This is a genomic window from Pelomicrobium sp. G1 (assembly GCF_051905455.1).
GTDB lineage: Bacteria > Pseudomonadota > Gammaproteobacteria > Burkholderiales > UBA6910 > Pelomicrobium.
In genome coordinates this window covers 1-18,216 of record NZ_JBQACR010000017.1, presented here as the reverse complement: position 1 = coordinate 18,216, position 18,216 = coordinate 1, and the positions used below count along the sequence as shown (strand labels likewise).

At 65.3% G+C, this 18,216-nt stretch carries 18 protein-coding genes and 2 pseudogenes; 7 read left to right on the top strand and 13 right to left on the bottom strand.

Translation table 11 applies throughout. The features are described from left to right. Nucleotides 1–114 precede the first annotated feature (114 nt). On the top strand, nt 115–414 hold the full coding sequence (locus tag ACTFO6_RS15060) for an HIRAN domain-containing protein (protein WP_439935265.1): 300 nt from the start codon (nt 115–117) through the stop codon (nt 412–414). A gap of 139 nt (nt 415–553) precedes the next feature. On the opposite strand, the pseudogene ACTFO6_RS15055 reads toward ACTFO6_RS15060, so the two are convergent. The 4 genes and pseudogenes from ACTFO6_RS15055 to ACTFO6_RS15040 all read right to left on the bottom strand — a co-directional run bounded on the left by ACTFO6_RS15055 (nt 554) and on the right by ACTFO6_RS15040 (nt 3,869). Then, nucleotides 554–952: pseudogene (locus ACTFO6_RS15055) on the bottom strand (WYL domain-containing protein). Between the two features lie 57 nt (nt 953–1,009). Further along, nucleotides 1,010–1,300, bottom strand: a complete 291-nt coding sequence (locus tag ACTFO6_RS15050; protein WP_439935264.1) for a hypothetical protein — start codon at nt 1,298–1,300, stop codon at nt 1,010–1,012. Nucleotides 1,301–1,776: 476 nt separating this feature from the next. Beyond that, nucleotides 1,777–3,186 (bottom strand): HAMP domain-containing sensor histidine kinase, encoded by a 1,410-nt coding sequence (locus ACTFO6_RS15045; RefSeq protein ID WP_439935263.1) that lies wholly within the window; start codon nt 3,184–3,186, stop codon nt 1,777–1,779. Beyond that, nucleotides 3,186–3,869 (bottom strand): winged helix-turn-helix domain-containing protein, encoded by a 684-nt coding sequence (locus ACTFO6_RS15040; protein ID WP_439935262.1) that lies wholly within the window; start codon nt 3,867–3,869, stop codon nt 3,186–3,188. Before ACTFO6_RS15040 ends, ACTFO6_RS15045 begins: the two co-directional genes overlap by 1 nt. A gap of 81 nt (nt 3,870–3,950) precedes the next feature. On the opposite strand from ACTFO6_RS15040, the gene ACTFO6_RS15035 reads away from it, so the two are divergent. Together ACTFO6_RS15035 and ACTFO6_RS15030 are read left to right on the top strand one after the other, a co-directional pair. After that, the gene (locus ACTFO6_RS15035) at nt 3,951–4,109 is read left to right on the top strand and encodes a hypothetical protein (RefSeq protein WP_205616990.1); all 159 of its coding nucleotides are present in this window, start codon (nt 3,951–3,953) and stop codon (nt 4,107–4,109) included. A 148-nt stretch (nt 4,110–4,257) separates the two neighbouring features. Next, nucleotides 4,258–4,644, top strand: a complete 387-nt coding sequence (locus ACTFO6_RS15030; RefSeq protein ID WP_439935261.1) for a PepSY domain-containing protein — start codon at nt 4,258–4,260, stop codon at nt 4,642–4,644. A 43-nt stretch (nt 4,645–4,687) separates the two neighbouring features. Here the strand turns inward: ACTFO6_RS15030 and ACTFO6_RS15025 are convergent, their stop codons facing one another. From ACTFO6_RS15025 to ACTFO6_RS15010, 4 genes and pseudogenes are all read right to left on the bottom strand, one after another. Continuing rightward, nucleotides 4,688–4,870 (bottom strand): hypothetical protein, encoded by a 183-nt coding sequence (locus tag ACTFO6_RS15025; RefSeq protein WP_439935260.1) that lies wholly within the window; start codon nt 4,868–4,870, stop codon nt 4,688–4,690. Between the two features lie 171 nt (nt 4,871–5,041). Then, on the bottom strand, nt 5,042–5,458 hold the full coding sequence (locus ACTFO6_RS15020) for a curli assembly protein CsgG (RefSeq protein WP_439935259.1): 417 nt from the start codon (nt 5,456–5,458) through the stop codon (nt 5,042–5,044). Between the two features lie 129 nt (nt 5,459–5,587). Next, nucleotides 5,588–5,836: a hypothetical protein gene (locus ACTFO6_RS15015; protein ID WP_439935258.1), complete on the bottom strand. Its 249-nt coding sequence runs from the start codon at nt 5,834–5,836 to the stop codon at nt 5,588–5,590. 60 nt (nt 5,837–5,896) lie between these two features. After that, nucleotides 5,897–6,011: pseudogene (locus tag ACTFO6_RS15010) on the bottom strand (transposase); the annotation flags it as partial. Nucleotides 6,012–6,645: 634 nt separating this feature from the next. On the opposite strand from ACTFO6_RS15010, the gene ACTFO6_RS15005 reads away from it, so the two are divergent. Continuing rightward, the gene (locus ACTFO6_RS15005) at nt 6,646–7,800 is read left to right on the top strand and encodes a hypothetical protein (RefSeq protein ID WP_439935257.1); all 1,155 of its coding nucleotides are present in this window, start codon (nt 6,646–6,648) and stop codon (nt 7,798–7,800) included. 274 nt (nt 7,801–8,074) lie between these two features. Here the strand turns inward: ACTFO6_RS15005 and ACTFO6_RS15000 are convergent, their stop codons facing one another. Continuing rightward, nucleotides 8,075–10,477: a YbcC family protein gene (locus tag ACTFO6_RS15000; RefSeq protein ID WP_439935331.1), complete on the bottom strand. Its 2,403-nt coding sequence runs from the start codon at nt 10,475–10,477 to the stop codon at nt 8,075–8,077. A 47-nt stretch (nt 10,478–10,524) separates the two neighbouring features. Continuing rightward, nucleotides 10,525–12,096, bottom strand: a complete 1,572-nt coding sequence (locus ACTFO6_RS14995) for a proton-conducting transporter transmembrane domain-containing protein (protein ID WP_439935256.1) — start codon at nt 12,094–12,096, stop codon at nt 10,525–10,527. Nucleotides 12,097–12,201: 105 nt separating this feature from the next. Between ACTFO6_RS14995 and ACTFO6_RS14990 the strand changes: the two genes are divergently transcribed. Further along, nucleotides 12,202–13,116, top strand: coding sequence for a LysR family transcriptional regulator (locus tag ACTFO6_RS14990; protein WP_439935255.1), 915 nt, complete (start codon nt 12,202–12,204; stop codon nt 13,114–13,116). A 444-nt stretch (nt 13,117–13,560) separates the two neighbouring features. On the opposite strand, the gene ACTFO6_RS14985 is transcribed toward ACTFO6_RS14990, so the two are convergent. The 3 genes from ACTFO6_RS14985 to ACTFO6_RS14975 form a co-directional block, all read right to left on the bottom strand. Further along, the gene (locus tag ACTFO6_RS14985) at nt 13,561–14,751 is read right to left on the bottom strand and encodes an ATP-binding protein (protein ID WP_439935254.1); all 1,191 of its coding nucleotides are present in this window, start codon (nt 14,749–14,751) and stop codon (nt 13,561–13,563) included. Nucleotides 14,752–14,855: 104 nt separating this feature from the next. Further along, nucleotides 14,856–15,524 (bottom strand): response regulator transcription factor, encoded by a 669-nt coding sequence (locus ACTFO6_RS14980; RefSeq protein WP_439935253.1) that lies wholly within the window; start codon nt 15,522–15,524, stop codon nt 14,856–14,858. Further along, nucleotides 15,521–15,835: a Cys/Met metabolism pyridoxal-phosphate-dependent enzyme gene (locus ACTFO6_RS14975; RefSeq protein WP_439935252.1), complete on the bottom strand. Its 315-nt coding sequence runs from the start codon at nt 15,833–15,835 to the stop codon at nt 15,521–15,523. Before ACTFO6_RS14975 ends, ACTFO6_RS14980 begins: the two co-directional genes overlap by 4 nt. Before the next feature lie 489 nt (nt 15,836–16,324). Here ACTFO6_RS14975 and ACTFO6_RS14970 point away from each other — a divergent pair, with 489 nt between their 5' ends. Beyond that, a complete protein-coding gene (locus ACTFO6_RS14970) occupies nt 16,325–17,158 on the top strand; it encodes a prevent-host-death protein (RefSeq protein ID WP_439935251.1) in 834 nt (277 codons plus the stop codon). Nucleotides 17,159–17,853: 695 nt separating this feature from the next. Next, nucleotides 17,854–18,216: DUF523 domain-containing protein (locus ACTFO6_RS14965; RefSeq protein WP_439935250.1), on the top strand; the 363-nt coding region annotated here is incomplete at its 3' end.

Genomic DNA, 18,216 nt, shown 5'->3' with positions numbered 1-18,216 from the left:
CTTCCAGCACAGGAACACGACCATGCAAACCTGGTATCTGCCCGCCTTTCTCGCCTTCGTCTTCTGGGGATAGTGGGCGCTCTTTCTTTCCCAAGATCACCACCCGCGCCAGAAGTGCTGCTTTCCGCCCCGATTGCGGGCTACCAATATCACGCGGGGCCGCAGCTGCAAGACCGCCTGGCCGAGGGCCAGCCGCTCAATCTCGTGCGCGAGCCGGACAATCCCCATGTCGGCTCGGCCGTGCGCCTCGACTGGCAAGGTCACAAGCTCGGCTACGTGCCACGGCCTAAGAACGTAGAGATCGCGCGGCGGCTCGATGCCGGTGAAAGGCTGACCGCAAGCGTGGCGAACATCGATCGGCAGGCCGAGCCTTGGGAGCGGGTGGCGTTCGTCATCCAAGCCATGCCCAACTAAAGCAGGCTCGGCGCCACCAGGCGCGAAGAGGGGGATTACGCCTTCGACGCGCAATGGATCGAGGCCGAAAAGAACTCGGTCGTCCTGGTGGCGTTTCGATTCTGCGCGCAGGTGGCTCAACAACCAATACCGTCCGAGGCTAAAGGCGCGCCAGTGCTTCGGCTTCCTCCGCCACCCGCCGCCGCAGGGATGGCGGCGCTTCGATCACCACGTGCCGCCCGTGGCGCAGGGTGTCCATCAGCAACTCTCGTTCGTCGGCGTAGGGCACGCGCAGCCGGTAGCTGCCATCGGGCAGCCATTCGGCTTTCTGCTCCTTGTGCCATCGCTCCGCCTGCACCCAGCGGGCGCGCTCTGCCGAAAAGCGCAGCACGGCCATGGCCTTGGGGCGTCCGGCGAAAATGCCGTAGGCCGCGGCATAGTGGGCGTCGAGGGTCTCGTCGCCGATCTATTTCGCCTTTTGCGGCAGCGTTTTCACCCGCCGGATGGCGTCGAGGCCGAAGCTGCGAAGCGCGCGGCGCCAGTGGCAAAAGGCATCCAGGTACCAGTTGTCGCGTTAATGCACAAGCCGCTGCGGCGAGACGATGCGCGTGTTGATTTAGTCGCGGCTGCGGTTCCAGGCGTCGATCTCGATGCGCTTGCGCTCCAGGAGCGCGCTTGCAATGTCTGCGAAAAAGCGCGGCTCGACGCTTCGCTTGGCCACGGAAAGCAGGCGCACACGCCGGGCGATCTCGGCGGCCGGATGACCTGAGGATTCGAGCAGGGCGGCCACTCGCGCCTGCAAGGGCGCGACGTGGGAAGAGAGAATGCCCGGTTCGATGTCGGCCAGCAACTTCTGCGCGGCGAGCAGCGCATGGAGTTCGCCGGCGGAAAACCACAGCCCCGGCAACTCATAGGCAGGCCCGTCGTCTTGCCGGTCTCAAAGCGGTAACCGCGCGCTTCGCGATCCCAGACGATGGGCGCGCGCAAACGCTCGCGCATGTATTCGATGTCGCGCTTGAAGGAGGCGCGGGAGACGGCGAGCTCCTCCAGAAAAACCTCGGTCGGCACGACGCGCCGCTCATGCAGCATCTGGTCGATTTTGTAGAAGCGTTCGGTGCGGTTCATACAGCTTCGAATAAGGATGGCGAGCACATATTTTGCGCCCTATCCGCGCATCGAGTATCCAGCGAAAGCACACCGGTTGCCACGCCGAGCGGGATGAAGACCGCGCCGATGGCCAGTGCCAAGGCTCGGGACCGGTGCCCATCACAACGGGCAGCAACAAGCCAAAGCGTTCCACCAGAAAGCCGAAGCCCGCTAGATCGACGGCGGCGCGGTTCCCGGGCAGGGGGCGCTCGGCGGCGAACAACACGCGCGGATCGCTCAGGTCGGACGTGACGCCTCTTCCTTCACCAGCGGTAGATCGAGCCGGGCGGTGAGCCCACCGCCGGGGGTGTCGGTGAGAACGAGCCGGCCGCCGTGGGCACGGGCAACGGCGGCGGCAAGCGGCAACCCAAGCCCGCTGCCCGGCTGGCTGCGCGCGGCATCGCCTCGCGCGAAGCGCGCGACGAGCCGTGCCTTGTCGGCGTCGGACAGGCCGCAGCCGTGGTCGATGACGGCGAGCTGGGCCTGGCCATCGGCCCGTACGAGATCGATTTCGATCGGGCTGTGTGGCGGAGTATATTTGAAAGCGTTGTCGAGCAGATTGGCCAGGGCCTGGGCGACGAGCGCGGCCGAGCCGGCCACAGGCGTCGCTGGCGCCGCCGGAGGGGTGAACGGGCGGCCGCCCTCTTCGGCCTGGGCGGCATACAGTTCGGCAACGTCCCGCACCACGGCGGCCAGATCGAAGGGTTGCACCGCGACGAGTTCACTGCCTGCTTCCAGACGAGCGATGGTGAGCAGGGACTCGAAGGTGGCCAGGATCTCCTCGCTATCCTGCAAGGTCTCTTCCAGGACGGTACGATAGTTGGCGGCGTCGCGCGGCTGGCGCAGCGCCACCTCGATGCGCGTCTTGAGGCGCGCCAGCGGCCGGCGCAGGTCGTGGGCGACGTGGTCGGAGACCTCGCGCATGCCCTCCACCGCCGCTTCGATGCGTGCCAGCATGGCGTTCAAATGGCCTGCCAACAGATCGAATTCGTCCCCCTGGCCACGGCTTTGCACGCGCTGGGAGAGGTCGCCGGCGGCGATGCGGGCAGCCACGGTATTGATCGCCTCGATGCGAGAGAGCCAGCGCCAGCCAAGCAACACCCCCAGCGTCAACGCCAGCAGCGCGGCCAGGGCCAGCATGGCCGCCGCCAGGCCGAAGGCCACCTCGCGCAGATCCTCGATCTCGCCAGGCGCTTGAGCCACCAGCAGACGCCCGCCGCCGGGCAGGGCGAGTCCGACACTGGGCAGTCGGGCGCGGGCGTCATGATCTTCCCCCGCCTCGTGGGGCAACTCGAGTGCCACCCGACGCACCCGGGCATCCGCCGGCAAGTCTTCGGGCCAACGAGGCAGGTTGCCCGCCAGGCGGTGGCCCGTCGCGTCCTCAAGGCGGTAATGGCGTAGCCGGTGATCCTCGCCGCGCAACTGTGCCAGGAGAGCCACGCTCTCGGCTCTGTGCTCCGCCGGCAGGGCGGCCAGGGCGCGCGCCTCACCGAGCAGGGCCGAGTCGATCTGGCGCGCGGCATAGCGGTCGAGCACGACAAACAGCGCGACCAGCATGGCCGCCAGCGCCAGCACTTGCAGCAGGGCATGGCGCAAGGCCATGCGCAAGGCCGTGGTGCGCAGCAGCGCCCGGGCGCGGGACCACATCAGGTCTCATCTCCCAGCCGGTAGCCGATGCCGCGCAGGGTATGCAGCAGGGGGCGGTCGAAATCGCGATCGATCTTGGCACGCAGGCGGCTGATTTGGCTGTCCACCACGTTGGTCTGCGGGTCGAAGCTCAAGTCCCACACCTGCTCCAGCAGCATGGTGCGAGTGACCACCCGCCCGGCGCGGCGCATGAGGTATTCGAGCAGGCGCAGCTCGCGCGGCTGCAGACGGATGAGACGACCGGCGCGGGTGACGCGCCGCCGTTCCAGGTCGTACTCCAGATCGGCCACCCTGAGCACGCTCGGTGCCGCGACGTTGGGCGAATGTCCGCGCCGGCCCAGGGCCTCGACGCGGGCGAGGAGCTCGCTGAAGGCGTAGGGCTTGACCAGATAATCGTCGCCACCGGCGCGCAAGCCCTCGACGCGCTGATCCACCTGCCCCAGGGCGGAAAGCACCAGCACCGGGGTGGTCGATCCACCGGCGCGCAGCATGCGGATGAGGGTCAAACCGTCGCGGCGCGGCAGCATGCGATCGACCACCAGCACGTCATGCCCGCCCTCCAGCGCCAGCATCAATCCGCTCTCGCCATCGAAGGCCACGTCCACCACATGCCCCGCCTCGGTCAGGCCCTGACGCAAATAATCGGCGGCGGCGCGATCGTCTTCGACGATGAGCAGATGCATGTGACAAGATGAGACAGAAACGGCCAGTTTCGCCCAAGGCATGTATAAGATACCAATCACTCGATGCTTTGACCATGCTGCATGGACCTTGCCCTGCTGATCAGCCGATATGGACTGCTAGCGGTCTTTCTCGGCTGCCTGCTGGAGGGGGAGACGCTGCTCCTGCTCGCCGGCTACGCCGCCCACCGGGGTTATCTCGACTTTGCCGCCGTGGCGGGGGTAGCCTGGACCTGCTGCTGACAACCACCGCCCCGTGCCCCCAATCAGCCGCCAGCGCACTGGGTTGAACCTCACCGAACGGTAATGTGGGCGTCAGGTTGCCGCGAGTCCCGCTGCGTAATCTTCACATCACGGCAATACCGCCGGCTTTCAACGAAAGGAAAGCATCATGAAACGCAGCACTCAAGCCCTTACCGCCCTGAGCCTCGTCGCCGCCCTGGGCACTGGCGCGGCTTTTGCCGCTGGCGCGATTGACTTCCCGGACGAGGTGAAGTCCTCCAGCATCAAGCTGCCGCGTGGCGTCGAATCGCAAGCCGAATTCGCCAAGCACGCCAAGGTCGCGCAACAGGAAGCCGAAGCGGCCGCGCTCTCCGCCCTGCCGGGCGAGGTGGTCAAGGCCAAGCTCGACGACGAAGACGGTTACCTGGTCTGGCAGATCGACGTCAAGCACACCACAGGCGTCACCGAAGTCGCCGTCGATGCCGGTAACGCCAAGGTCCTCGCCATGGAGGCCGAAGATGATGACGACCACGAGGATCGAAACGAGCGCCGTTGATGCAAGCCGCCTTTAATAGGGCCGGCCGTAAGGCCGGTCTTCTTCATATAGTGCGCCTGGCAGGGTGCACTATGGCCAGGCCGTGACGTTCGCAAAAGCGGGTGGTTACCGTATCGATGTCCATCCAATCGCTCGAAGCAAGATCATCGAGAAGGGCTGCGCGATCGGCTGCGATCGCTGCTTCGGCCCCGTCTTCGCCCGCGATGTCTTGCAGCACCGCATTCATTCGGTCGCGCAACCGTCGGTAACGTTCGACGACCGCGAGATAGGGGGCGGTCCCTTGACTGGCGAGATAATCTGCAACGGTGCCGTCTGGGCTGTACGCGCCTTTCGTTTCGGGATGCTGGTCAAGCTGAAAAAAGCGTTCCCACGAGTCTATTGTTCATGTCGATCTCCTTTACGGTCCTTTGAGTTTGCCGCCTTGTCCGACCGCCCCTTGGGCCTTTTGCGGGGCGTATTGCCGGGCGGCGATCACGAGCTTGTTGTAGGCATCCAGGAACGCCGCCGCCACGATCTTGCCCTGCGGCGTATTGGCATAGGCGTTAACGCCGGCAATCAGGCCGCCCAACACGCCCACGCCCGCGCCCAGGTTGTAGTTCTTGGCGCTGCCCTGCGCGGCCACGATCTGCGCGCCACTCGCGTTGTCCAGCAACAGCAGGGTCGTCGACGCCCCCAAGGCCTGGACTCGGGCGGAGGTGTCCATCTTGTCCGAACTGCGGCCGAACAACCCGCCCAGCCCGGTGCTCAAGGTAAATCCTGAAGGTTCGGCGAAGGTGACCGAGGGCACGAGGGTGTAGTCGGCCGAAAGCAACACACCGCCCGTCCGTTTGAAATTTCGATTGCCCGGGCGAGGGCGACTCGTACAAACCGCATGGGTTCGCCGCATCGCCCTCCCAGGTCGCGCGGGCTCGCAGCGGCTGCTCCAGACGGCGCGGCAGCATCGTCACGCGATCCTTGGCGCCCTTGCCGACCCGCACAGAATCTCGCCACGCTCGAAGTCCACATCCTTTACGCGCAGCCGCACACCCTCCTCAAGCCCCATGCGTACCATCAGCGCAGGCGTACCTTCCATCGCCGCGAGCATACGCGCGACCTCGGACCTGCACGGCACGGTCGGTGCCCTGCGCGGCTTCTTCGGGCGGACGATCTCGTCTAGCCACGGCAGATCGACCTCGGTGACTACGCGGTCCATGAACAGGATTGTGCAACCCCTTTTCTGTAAATTTCCGTAGCGGGTGTCATGACGCCGAGGTTATCGGTTGAAGGTGAGGTAGACCTCGCCGGTCAGCCACTCGTCGTCCAGCTCGGCAAGCAAAGCGCCAGATCAGCCTGAGACAGGAATCCGGATTCGGGAAGATACTTGCCACAGATCGCTCTTATCCAACACCCAGCGCCCCCTCCATCGCCTCGGCCAGAAACCACCCCTATCATTCCTCCTCCAGCATCAACCCCAGTGCCAAAGGTGGTGGACGCATACATTCGCTTGTCTATTCTCTCCGCCCGGGTTAGCATCGAAAAAGATTCTCTAAGCCTACCAGAGACGGGTCGATGAGCCGGCGGCGACGGTGTATAGGATGGTTTCTGACCGTCCTGACGCTCCTCTCCCATGTGACGGCACCGTTCGCCCATGGCTCGTTGACCTACCGTGCGTTCGGCTCCGATCTCCCCTTCGTCTTTGCGCAGGATTATTGCGTCACGGACCCTGCGCACAGCCCTGGCGATCAAGGCCCAGCCCCCGGCACAAAGATCCCGTGCCCGGTGTGCGCAGCCTTTCAGCTCGGCGGGAAGCTCCTCCCGCCTTCATTGACAACGGTCACGGCGCCGGTCGTTCTGGCCGACGCAGAGATCTCTGCACCCTTCGAAGTTCCGCCTCTGGCGGTCGAACGTCTTCGCCTTCCGCCCGCCCAGGCACCCCCGACCGTTACCGCCTAAACTCCCGCCGTCGTAACGCTAAGGCGCACCGCCGAGCTCCAGGCCGGCGTGCGCTGCTTTAGCGTGCCCATGACATTGGCGCTGCACGGCAAAAAAGCCATCGCGCATTGGCAATGGCGCCCCACCGTCGCGGCCATTGCTCCGGCGCCGGATCGTACTCTACAGAGGAGAGAAAGAAACATCATGAAGACCACCGCGTATTGCAACCCGGGAGTCGCGGGCACCCTATTCGGTAGGCTGGCGCAAAGAAAGCCTGCTATTTACGCGCACGTTACGAAAGTGGGCGCAGTGGTGTGCGCGGTCCTCATCCAATCGGGCGCATATGCCTCTTGTGGCTCGGCGGTATGCGCGGTCAACACTCACTGGAATCTACAAGGGTTCGCGCCGGAGCCCGGACTGCGCTTGGATTTGCGCTACGAATACATCGATCAAGACCAGCCGATGGCAGGCGGCGACAAGGTCGCAGTCGGCCAGATACACCGTCACCATGACGAGATACGCACGATAAACAGGAACTATCTTGGGACGTTGGATTACACGTTCAACCGAAACTGGGGCGTGTCGGTCATCGTTCCCTTCGTGGACCGCTCCCATTCGCACATCCATAACCATCACGGAGTGCAGCTCCTGGAGCGATGGAATTTCAACCGTCTCGGCGACGCGCGCCTTCTCGGGCGCTATCAATTGGACTCGGAAGACAGCGAAAAACCCGCCTTTTCCTTTTATGGGATCAATTTCGGATTGAAGCTGCCGACAGGCGTGCGGGACGTGCGTAATGCCGAGGGAGATCGGGCGGAGCGCACGTTGCAACCGGGAACCGGCACGACGGACGCGCTCCTTGGCGCCTTTTACAGCCGCTGGCTGCCGAACGCCGATTCGGCCTGGTTCGTCCAAACGCTGTGGCAGAAGCCGTTGAACGACAAGGAAGACTACCGGCCGGGGGCGCGGCTGTCGCTCGACGTCGGCTACCGCTACGAGGCGACCGATCGGGTTGGTTTGATGATCCAGCTCAACGCCCTTTACCGAGGACGCGATCGGGGCTCGCAGGCGGAATCGGAGGATACCGGGGGCAAGTTCCTGTTCGTGAGCCCAGGTGTGGGCTACGCCATCGCCAAGGGGACGCAAATCTACGGCTTCGTGCAGTTACCCCTCTATCAGTACGTGAACGGAGTGCAACTGACGGCGGACTGGTCGGCTGTCGTTGGAATCACCACTCGGTTTTGAGCCCATCGCCGACACGGAGGAGGGCTGCAAAAGGGATGCCAGCGGCAAAGCGGTATTGCGGCTACGAAAGAAAGCGCGGGCGCTACCAGCGCCGGCTCGTCGTTTTGGGGACTGTTGACCCTGGCGCTCATGGGGTATGCCTCTAGAACCTCCTTGCCCTCAAGTTCCAAGTGCAAGGTAGGGGATTGTAGTTGAGCCGCCCACGCCTCATTCGGAGTCATCCAGCCGAGCGTTTTGCGCGGGCGGTTGTTCAGCCGCGCCGCCGTAGCCACGCCTACCAAACAGGCTCGTGCTGCGGTAAAGCATCGTGTAGCTCGGCGTCCCAGGGGGTCCACCCGAGCGCCCCCGCGTAGCGCCAGACTGGCCGACCGGTGCCGTCGAGCGCAAACAGGTGCAGCCAGCGGTTGTCGAACAGCGCTCGTACTTCTGGGTAGCGTACCAACACACCGGCGATTGCTTCACGCGGCGCTTCGATCAGCACCGCCAGCCGCAGCGGTTCGTGCACTAGGCGTTCGCCGTCGTGCACCGACTGCCACGGCAGTCCGGCGCGCAACGGACCGCCGCTTCCTTCGACCACGCCCAGGCCGCCAGTGACGTTGTGCAGCAGTTTATTGCCGGCACCGAAAAGATTAGGCGCCACCGTCGAGCCGTAGTACTGTAGGCTAATCCAGCTAGCGACGACCACCGGGGCGGTGAGGATCAGCCGCAGCACATCGAAGCCGGCATCGGCACGCCAATCGTAATCGTGCAGGAACGCGCGGCCGGCCAAGTTAAGCCCTGCGGTGCGCGCGCGCGGCGCAGCGATGAATGCCTGGCAGCCTGCCAGCCCCCACTCCGGCCGCACTTCAGCCCAGTCGCGCGCGCGACGTGGCAGGTCGGCAGCGCGTGCGGCGCGCGGCAACCGCAACGCGCGCTCGCCGCGTGCCAGCAGCGCTGCCCGCTGCAGCCAGCACCGCAGGCGCGCGATATCTGCAGCATGCTCGGCGCTTGGCCTGTCCGCGTCGTATAAGGCGACCTCATCCGTAGTGGTGTCATGCAGTGCCGCCAGGAACAGCGTGTCTTCTGGGACCTCAACACCGTGCTGCGCTAAAGCGGCGCGCACCGCGCCGTCGTTGAGCAGCGATGCCAGCAGCCTGGCATTGACCTCGCCCGAGTAGCCGCCGCAAGCGCCGCATTGTAGGGCGCTCGCGTGCGGATTGTTGACGACGTTAGCGCCATGACCGGTCAACACCACTAGCCGCGCGAAGCGCTCCGTCAGCGACATCGTGCGCAGCACTTGCAGCGCCAGTGCGGCGCCGGCTGATACGTCCAACGCCGGCGCGAAGCGCGGTGGCGGGTCGCGCTGTGGCGCGGTACCGGACCAGCCCATAGCGTCGCGCAGCAGCTTGCCGATGTACGTTGGCCCCATCGCCTCGACGAAAGCGAAAGAGGACACCGCGGCGAGCTTGAAGCGGCCCCAGGCGCGATGCGCGCGCGCGGCGATACGCGCAGCCGTGTCGTTGCGCTCGGCGTCGTTGCCAACGCCGGCGCAACTGCGCAGGCTGGGCGAAAGCAGCACCGGCAGTCGCAGCTCGTCCACATCCGAGGCAAAACGCCGATGCGCGACGCCAAGACCGAAGAAGCCGGCGAAGCCCAGTGTCTCGATAGCCGGATCCAGACTTTCCAGCGCGCGTCTGAAGACCTCAGAGCGCACGTCGATGCAAAAGACCATCTGCACCGCGGGCCGCACTGGCGGTGGGGCCGGCGTAGGCATCCTCAGCGCAGCCAGCAGCTGGCGCTGCGCGGCGCGCTCGGCCGCCTCTTGCAGCAGCGCGTCAAGCACGTCGTCGCGCGTCGGCGCGATCGGCTCGGCGTACGCCGCGGCGGCCGTGCGCCAGCCGTCCCCGATCGCATTGCCGTACTGACAAAGGAGCGCCACTTCCCAAGTCAACCGAATCGCCAGCAAATCGCGCAGCGTACCGTCAACAGCACCATTCAGTTCTGCCTGCCACGATAGGTAGCGCGCAAACTGCGCCCAACCGCCCAGCGTCGTCAACAGCCGGTGGAAATATACCTCTAGCGCTGTAGCGCGCAGACCGAGCCGCACCACTGCATTGGCGATCGCAGCATCGGCCGACTCCGGCAATCGGGCGGCGAAGGTGCAAAAGCCATCTAGCCCGGCGATTTCTGGCGTAAGATCGTGTTCTGCCGCCGCACGCCAGGACTCGTACGCATGGCGGCCGCGCGGCGCCGCCCATAAAGCTTGACCGCGATCGAAATAGCCGGCGGCCCAGTGGCTGATGCGATCGGTCACCAGCGCCGGCCAATCGATGCCGCAGGCTTGCGCGGCGAGATCGGCCACGGTGGCAAGCGGCACCGGCAATCCGCGGTCGGACTCGGCGGCGGCTTTGAGTTCAGCCACCCGCACCGGCGCCGCCCACGCCGGGGCGACGTTCGCCGCGGCAGCGAGATCGACATCGGTGATTTCACCGGATCGTATGCGCTCGCGGTACACGTGCCGCGGCAGCGTCACGCGGATGCCAGCGACGCGCCGCAGCCGTGCCGCCGCGGTCGCGAGCGGCTCACCGCTCATGCCGAGGAACGGGTTGACGGCCACCGTGGCTTCAAGCGGCCACAGCGGCGGGATCATCTGCGCGGCGCAGCGCACGGCGCTTTGCACCGCATCGGCGCCGACCATGACCGCGCCGGCGGTAGCAATCGGCATCGGTGAGGGTTGCCCTATAGTCATGTCGTTTTCCTTACGCGCCAGCCATCGAGCCAGCGGTCGAGGGCTGCATTGATGTAAAAGCCGTTGGCCAGGTGCACGCGCAAGCCAAGTACCGCTGGATGGTCGGCCCACAGCGGTAGCATCGCCTGGGCCAGCGCCACCGCGCCAAAACTCAGCACTGCCAGCGCCATCAGCGTCCACTCTAGCCGTCCGGGCTCCGGCGCTGGCGGCAGCGTGTCGGCGGTCAGCCATTCGGCGGCGGTCTGCAGCGCAAAGTAACCGACCGCGGTTGCGACCGAATACATCGCGGTGCGCCGCGTCAGCGCACGCGGGACGGCGTCGGCTAGGCCCTGCGCGATTAGATAAGCTACGCCGAAAATCAGGATCGTCCCGAGCGCTAGCGACTGCGGGGACTTGGATTGTAGCCCAAACGCGGCGGCGAAGCCGGCGCCGATCGCCGTGTAGATCGCCAGCGCAAGTGCGAAGGCGCGCGCCACGGCGGCTGCGTTCGGAATCGCCACCGGCCCAGGCCGTCGGATGGATGCCACTCGCTCGACCGCTCCGCCCGAGGCGAGGAACGCATGTGCCTTGTACAGCGAGTGGGCGACGATGTGCAGCAGCGCGAGCGGAAACAGCGCCAGCCCGCATTGCAGGATCATGAAACCCATCTGCGCCAGCGTCGACCACGCGAGCGAGGTCTTCACCGCCGGCTGCGTCAGCATTACCAGCGCACCGAATAGCGCGCTGAAGCCGCCTATCATCGCCAGCGCGGCTAGTATCCCTGGCGCCTGAAGCATCACGTCGGCGAAGCGGATCAAGAGAAAGCCGCCGGCGTTGACTACGCCGGCATGCAGCAGCGCAGACACCGGTGTGGGTGCCTCCATTACCTCGGTTAGCCAGCTATGGGTCGGAAACTGAGCCGACTTCAATAGCGCGGCAAGCGCTAACAGCGCGGCGGCGACTAGCGCCGCGACCGGCGCCTCGCCCGCGCGGGCGGCGGCGTTAATCGCGGCGATGTCCGCGGTGCTGTAGCCGGTGCCGAGGAGTACCGTCGCGATCAAGAGTGCGGTTGCACCCATGCCGGAGAACAGGGCTTTCTTGCGCGCGACGCGCTGTGCCGCTGCGCGCTCGGGATAAAAGAGCAGGAGCCGATGCAGACAGAGGCTGGTCGCGATCCAGGCGCCAGCGAGCTGCGCGAGATTGCCAGCTTGGACCAACAGGAGTACGGCGGCAACCCCAGCGCAGATCCAGCCGGTGAAAGCGCCCTGACGAGCCTCGCCGTCGAGATAGGTGCGCGCGTAGCGGATCACAGTCCAGCCGACGAACGAAACGAGCAGGAGCATGGTAATGCTGACCGCGTCGAGCCGCGCTGAGAGCCCGATCCCACCAGCGCCGATCAGCGGACTGGTGCTAGGACCGTTAACGAGAAGTAAGCCAAGCGCGCCCAGCGCGACCACGATGGCGGTGAGCGCTGCGCCCTCTGCCAGTGCAGGTATCAGGCGCGGGCGTCGACCGGGCCAAAAAAACGCCATGCTCGCGGCGAGGAGCAATGGCAGGGGGGCGGCAAGAGGCAAGTGATCGAGGGACACGGACGTCTCCAGGTCTGGGATGTACCTTCGCGGCAAGGATAACCTCCAAGCTTTTCTAAATAAAATGCATTGTTTTTACGATTTCGTTCTATATAATAGAACTATATGGCTGCGCTCAATTACCATCATCTTCGCTACTTTTGGGCGGTCGCCCATGACGGCAAACTTACGCGCACCGCCCGGCGGCTGAACCTTACCCAGTCCGCACTCTCGCTGCAGATACGCAAACTCGAAGAACGTTTAGGCCATGCACTGTTCGAGCGTCGCGGCCGTCAATTGCATCTGACAGAAGCTGGCCGCATCGTACTCGACCATGCCGACGCAATCTTCGCAACGGGCGACGAGCTTATCGCTACGCTACGCCAGACAGGCTCGGCGCGGCAGGCATTGCGCGTCGGCGCGCTTGCCACGCTCTCGCGGAACTTTCTGCTCGCGTTTCTTCGCCCGATCCTCGGCCGTACCGACATAGAGCTCATCCTGCGCTCGGGAAGCGCAGCCGAGCTGCTGCGATCGCTCGAAGCGCTTAGCTTGGACGTCGTGCTCATCAATCAGGTGCCAGCACGCGACACGCTCACGCCATTCGTCGCGCATCGCCTCGCCGAACAGCCCGTCAGCCTCGTCGGAACGCCGAAACGCTTGGGCAAGAAGAAGAGCAGTCTCGCCGATCGCTTGCGCACCCATCCGGTCATCGTGCCGACCACCGACAGCGGCGTGAGGATCGGTTTCGACGCGCTGGTAGGCCGGCTGGGCATTCGCCCGCGAATCGCAGCAGAAGTCGAGGATATGGCCATGATGCGCCTGCTCGCCCGCGACGACGTCGGACTTGCCGTGTTGCCGCTGATCGTCATTAGGGACGAGATCGCGACGGGTGTATTGGTGGAGGCCCACCAGTTGCCGGGTATCGCGGAGACCTTTTACGCAGTGACGATGGAGCGACGCTTTCCCAATCCGCTTCTGCGTGCACTTTTGCATCCTAACGTCGAGTCAAGCGCCGTGAGCAGTGACGCGCGTGGTGCTTGAGCCGGCAGCCGGCTGAGCGGTATCCCCGTTTTCTGCGTTGCGGCGCTACGCTTTCAATTTCTCTGCTGCCCAGCGCAAGTTGCGCGTCTTATCGGGTGCGGTATCGGTTGCGGCCACCCATCCCATTATGGTGTTTTGTTTGGACCATCGGTCGCTTTACCGAGCGTCAAGACAGGGCCCCTTAGGCCCCGAAGCGGGCTCTTGAACCGCCCATTCCAGCGTGCGTCTCGGCTAGCAGACCGCCGCACTCGCTCGGCAGACCGCCCTGCCGTTCGGCATCTCGCGAAAGACGCGATGGGCGCCATCGGCGCTCTCGCTCGCGCCGCATACTCGACAACCTTTTCGACCACACTACCGCTTTCGCTACCCGCAAGGGGTGGAAGATTTTACCGCCGTCGCAGAAGACGGATAAGGGTAAAGGGACACGATCGCACCCGGCGTTGGTCAGGCGGGCAGGGTAACGCGGGCGAGAAGACCGCCTCCGGGCGCGTCTTCCAGTGCGAGACAACCGCCATAGGCACGGATGCGGTCTGCGGCGATGGCGAGGCCGAGGCCGTGGCCGGGAGCGCTCTCATCGAAGCGCGCGCCGCGAGTCAGAAGGTGGGTGCGCGCCTCGGCCGGGATGCCGGGGCCGTCGTCGACGATCTCGAGGAGAAGTCGTCCGCCCGCGCCGCTCGCCGCGACCCGCACGGTGCTGCGCGCCCATTTCACCGCGTTTTCGACGAGTGCGCCCAGAATCTCGGCTAGATCCTCGGCGTCGCCGCGGAAGTCGGGCACACTCGCGGAGTCTATGGTCAGGGTTAGTCCACGCCGGCGCGCCGCGGGGCCCATGACCAGAGCCACCTCCTCCAGCACCGGCGCGACGGCTGCCCGCGCCGTGGGGTCGAAGCCGGCCGCCGCCCGGGCGCGCTTAAGGTGCCAACGGATGATGCGGTCCATGCGGTCGAGAAGCGGCGCATCCTCGGTCCGGGCGCGGTTTGCGAGCACTGCGAGGGGCGTCTTCAGCGCGTGGGCTAGGTCAGCGGCATGAGCGCGGGCGCGTTCAACCTGCACGGCCTGGGCGGCAATCAGTCTATCGAGCTCGGCGGCCAAGGGCGCCAGCTCGGCCGCGGCAGGCGGCGGCAGCGTTCGTGCTTTACCATCGCGCACCGCGGCCACGGCGCGGGCAAAACGCTCGAGGTCGAGAAGCCCTGCCCGAACCGCAAGTCCTTGCGCAGCGAGTAACGCCGCACCCAGTACAAGAAGCGTCAGCGCTACGAGACGGCGGATTGCGGCGAGCTCGGCTTCAGCCGCGGCCGCAGGCAGCGTGACGGTGACAGTCAGGGCCCGTCCGTCCCCTGGCGCGGTGAAGTCTTCACGGTGGGCGATCAGCGCTGCCCCGTCCGGCCCTTCGGTGTTGCGGCCTTCGGGGCCGAAATCCCCGCCCACGAGCGCTGGGGCGCGGGCAAGCACTTGCACGCCGTCCGCCACCTGCCAGTACCAGCCCGAAAGCGGGCGTTCGAAGCGCGGATCCGCGGGCGGGGGATCGAGGCGCAATGTGCTTGTCCCCTCGTCCCAAACCGCGGCCGCCATCACCCCCCGCGCCGCGGCGGCAAGCTCGGCCTGAAGGCGACGGGTCACGAGATCCGACAGCACTGTCGAAAGCGCTACCCAGGCTACGATAAGCGCTACCGCCGTCAGCACTCCCGACCACAGCAGAAGCCGCGCCCGAATCGAGTGCAGGGCGGGGGGACGTGCCCTCATGTGGGGTCACCGGGCAGAAGCCGGTAGCCTTCGCCCCGGTGCGTCTCGATCCGACCCTCGCCAATCTTGCGCCGGATGCGCCCGATCACCACTTCGAGCGAGCGGAAGTCGCGGTCAGCGTCTCGGTCGTACATGTGTTCGAACAACTCCGTACGGCTGACCACTCGGCCGCGATTGAGCATCAGATAGCGCAAAAGTCGCGCCTCAAAGGCGGTAAGCTTCAGCGGCAACCCGTCCAGCGTCACAAGCCCCGTGGCGGTGTCGAGTACGAGCCCTCCCGCCGCGATTTCAGCCCTCGCATGGCCGGCCGCACGCCTGATCAGGGTCGAAAGCCGCAGCACTACCTCCTCCATTCGGAAAGGTTTGAGCACATAATCGTCCGCCCCGGCGCGAAAGCCAGCCACCTTGTCGGCCCAGGACTCGCGCGCAGTCAGGATCAGCACTGGAAAAGTCAGGCCCCCGGCACGCCAGCGCCGCAGCACCTCGATCCCGTCCATCGCCGGCAGGCCGAGGTCGAGCACCGCTGCGCCCACCGTTTCGGTTGCACCAAGATATTCTCCCTCCGCCCCGTCATGGGCGGTTTCGACCGTATAGCCCGCCTCGGCCAGTGCTGCGCCGATCTGGGCTGCGAGGTCAGGGTCGTCCTCGACCACCAGTACCTTCATGGGCTGTCTCCTGGCAGGATGCGTGCTTCGGCCTGGCCCACACCCCGCACCTCGACAAAGCGGCAGCCGGGAGCGACCAAGCGGATGCGCAACATGTTGCCTGCGGGTGTACGCCAGCTTAACTCTTGCACGCGGCCGCCCTCTTTTGGCGCGATCCGCAGTGCCTCGCCCCGGTAGCGCGCAGCGGCACAGGCGAGTGCAGCCTCGGGGCCAAGGAGCGCGGCGTCAGCGGGTGTGCCGGCGCTCGCCGGAAGGGTCGTGGCCTGCATCAGCCACAGGGCTAGCAGGAAGTTCAGCAGAACAGAGCGCATGCCTTCTTCTTTTACACGTCGAGCCCTCAACAAAAACCAAACAGAATCGTTTCCCCTGCATTCGACCGTGTTAAGCGAGAAAAAAATTCGGAAAAAAAAGCGAGAGAACGAGTTTTATGATCATTATGGCCACCGACTGACTGGCTCGCCCCCGTGTCGAACCTTGCTCTGTCAAGTGTCTTGTCTGGCTTATCTTGGTCAAGCGTTGCCATTGGAGTGACTATCGTGCTGCTTTTGGTGCCCGACAGCGAACTGAGCTGCGACAACAGGGCACCAAGAGAGTTTACCGCCACGATAGCCAATCTGGCTCTGTTCGACGGCTCGCTCTCTAAGCTAGACAAGGTCGTTACGCATTTCTCAGCCGCGTCCGGCACTGAGTCGCACCCTGCGACCGGAGAATACTCTCAACGAATCCCGAACCACGCCGTTTCAGTTGTATTCAACGCGAATCTGCCATAAACGAATCGTCAACACTTAAAGGAGAGCGTTATGCGCAACTTCATGACCACGATTATGCTATCGGCCGCCCTGGCCGGGCCGCTTGCCGCGCAGGAGGCGCGGCTCACCGGTACCGTAGCCGAGTCCTTTGGCCGACAAGTGATTATCGCCACGCCCGAAGGGCGAATCTTAGCGACGCTGCCCGAAGGCGTGTTGGCGCCCGCGCCAGGGACACGGGTCGATCTGACCGGCACGCGCGAGGGGATGACCTTTGCGGCGACCGATCTAAGCATCGCTACGGCGCAGGCAACGGCTTCGAGCGAGGCTGGGCTTCCGGCCCCGCTGCGCGGTCTTGGCCTGAGTGAGGTCGTGAGCCGACGCGGCGAACGCGGTGAAACCAAGTTCCACGCCCGCCTGCCTGGAGGTGGCTGGATCCGGGCCGAAGCCCAGGGCGAGCAGGTCAGACAAGTGAAGAGCGACGGAGTCGGCCTGCCCGAAAGTATAGTCGCGGCGCTCTTGCCGCCCCAGCTGCGCCGCGAGCCGCGGTTGGCGGACTTCGCTCGCATCACCGAGATTGACCTAGAGCATGGACCCCGCGGCGAGATCGAGGTCGAGGGCTACACCCGCGACGGGATGCGGATCGAGGCAAAATTCGACCGCGACGGGCGCCTGCGCGAGTATGAGCGCAAGCTTAACGACCGGGGGGGCCTGTCCGAAACCGCTGCGCGTGAGCGCCTCTCCGCGCTCGGCTACACGAACATCGGCTTTATCGAGCGTGGCCCGCGCCATGTCGAGGCGGTGGCGGTGAACCCCTATGGCGAGACGGTCGAGGTGCGGCTCGACGACCGGGGTCGGGTCGAACGCGAACGGCTCTGGACGCGCTGAGGAAGAGGAGCAATGACAGAGGTTTACGACATCTCCTCCGGGGGGTGTAAGCCGAACTCGAGACCCTGCGTGAGGAAATTGCCCGGCTTTCCGTGCACCTCGAGAGGCTCGGAGCCGCCGCCGTCCCGTCGGGTCCGGCGGCGGGCTCGCTGTCCGCGCAAGCTCGGGCCCGAGCTGCTGGGCAGCGCGTTACGCGGATCGGACCTCGTCGGCCGCCGCATGCGGCGAGCTTCCCCCAGCGGCTGCTGCTAGCGGGGATCTCCGATCCAGCCTACTTTGCCTCCTGCTTGCGATCGCCGTAGCAGTCGTCGCGGCGCTTGTCGCGGTTGAACTGGCCGAAGAACTGTTTACGGTTATACGCCACGTCGTGCGCTAGCGGTTCTGAACCGCTTTGCTGCTAAAGGCGCCCGAACCCATTGATCCTGCTACCGAAAAGCGATCCGAGCGCATCTCCCTGTGCGATCGATTTGATACGGCTTCATGGGCTGGTGTATGAACGGGGGATAGCCCACACGAGGTCGATCCAGGAGGAGCGAAGCGGGCGCGGGCCTTGAGCGGAGGAGAAGGATGCCGCACCGCTTTTCTTGTCTTTCTGATCGAAGAAAGGGTCTAATAGGTCGTGGTTCACGCTGGGGCCTTAAGGCTACTCAGAAGGAAGACCTGCCTGAAGCTTGCCCTTACTTGTCTAAGCTCCCATGAGCGCGCAAAAGGATACACCCGAGAGAATCCGCATCGGCATCTCCAGTTGCCTGCTGGGGGCGGAGGTGCGTTTCGACGGGGGGCACAAACGCGATGCCTACCTGACGGAGACGCTCGCCCGCTACTTCGAATTCGTGCCGGTGTGCCCCGAGGTGGCCATCGGCCTGGGGGTGCCGCGCGAGACCATCCGCCTGGTGCGATGTCCGCAGGGCATCCGCGCGGTGGGCGCCCGCGATCCTTCCCAGGACTTCACCGACCGGCTCGAGACCTACGGCCGGCGCATGGCGGCCGAGCTTAAGGGGCTTTGCGGCTACGTTTTCAAGCGCGCATCGCCCTCCTGCGGCATGGAGCGGGTGCGG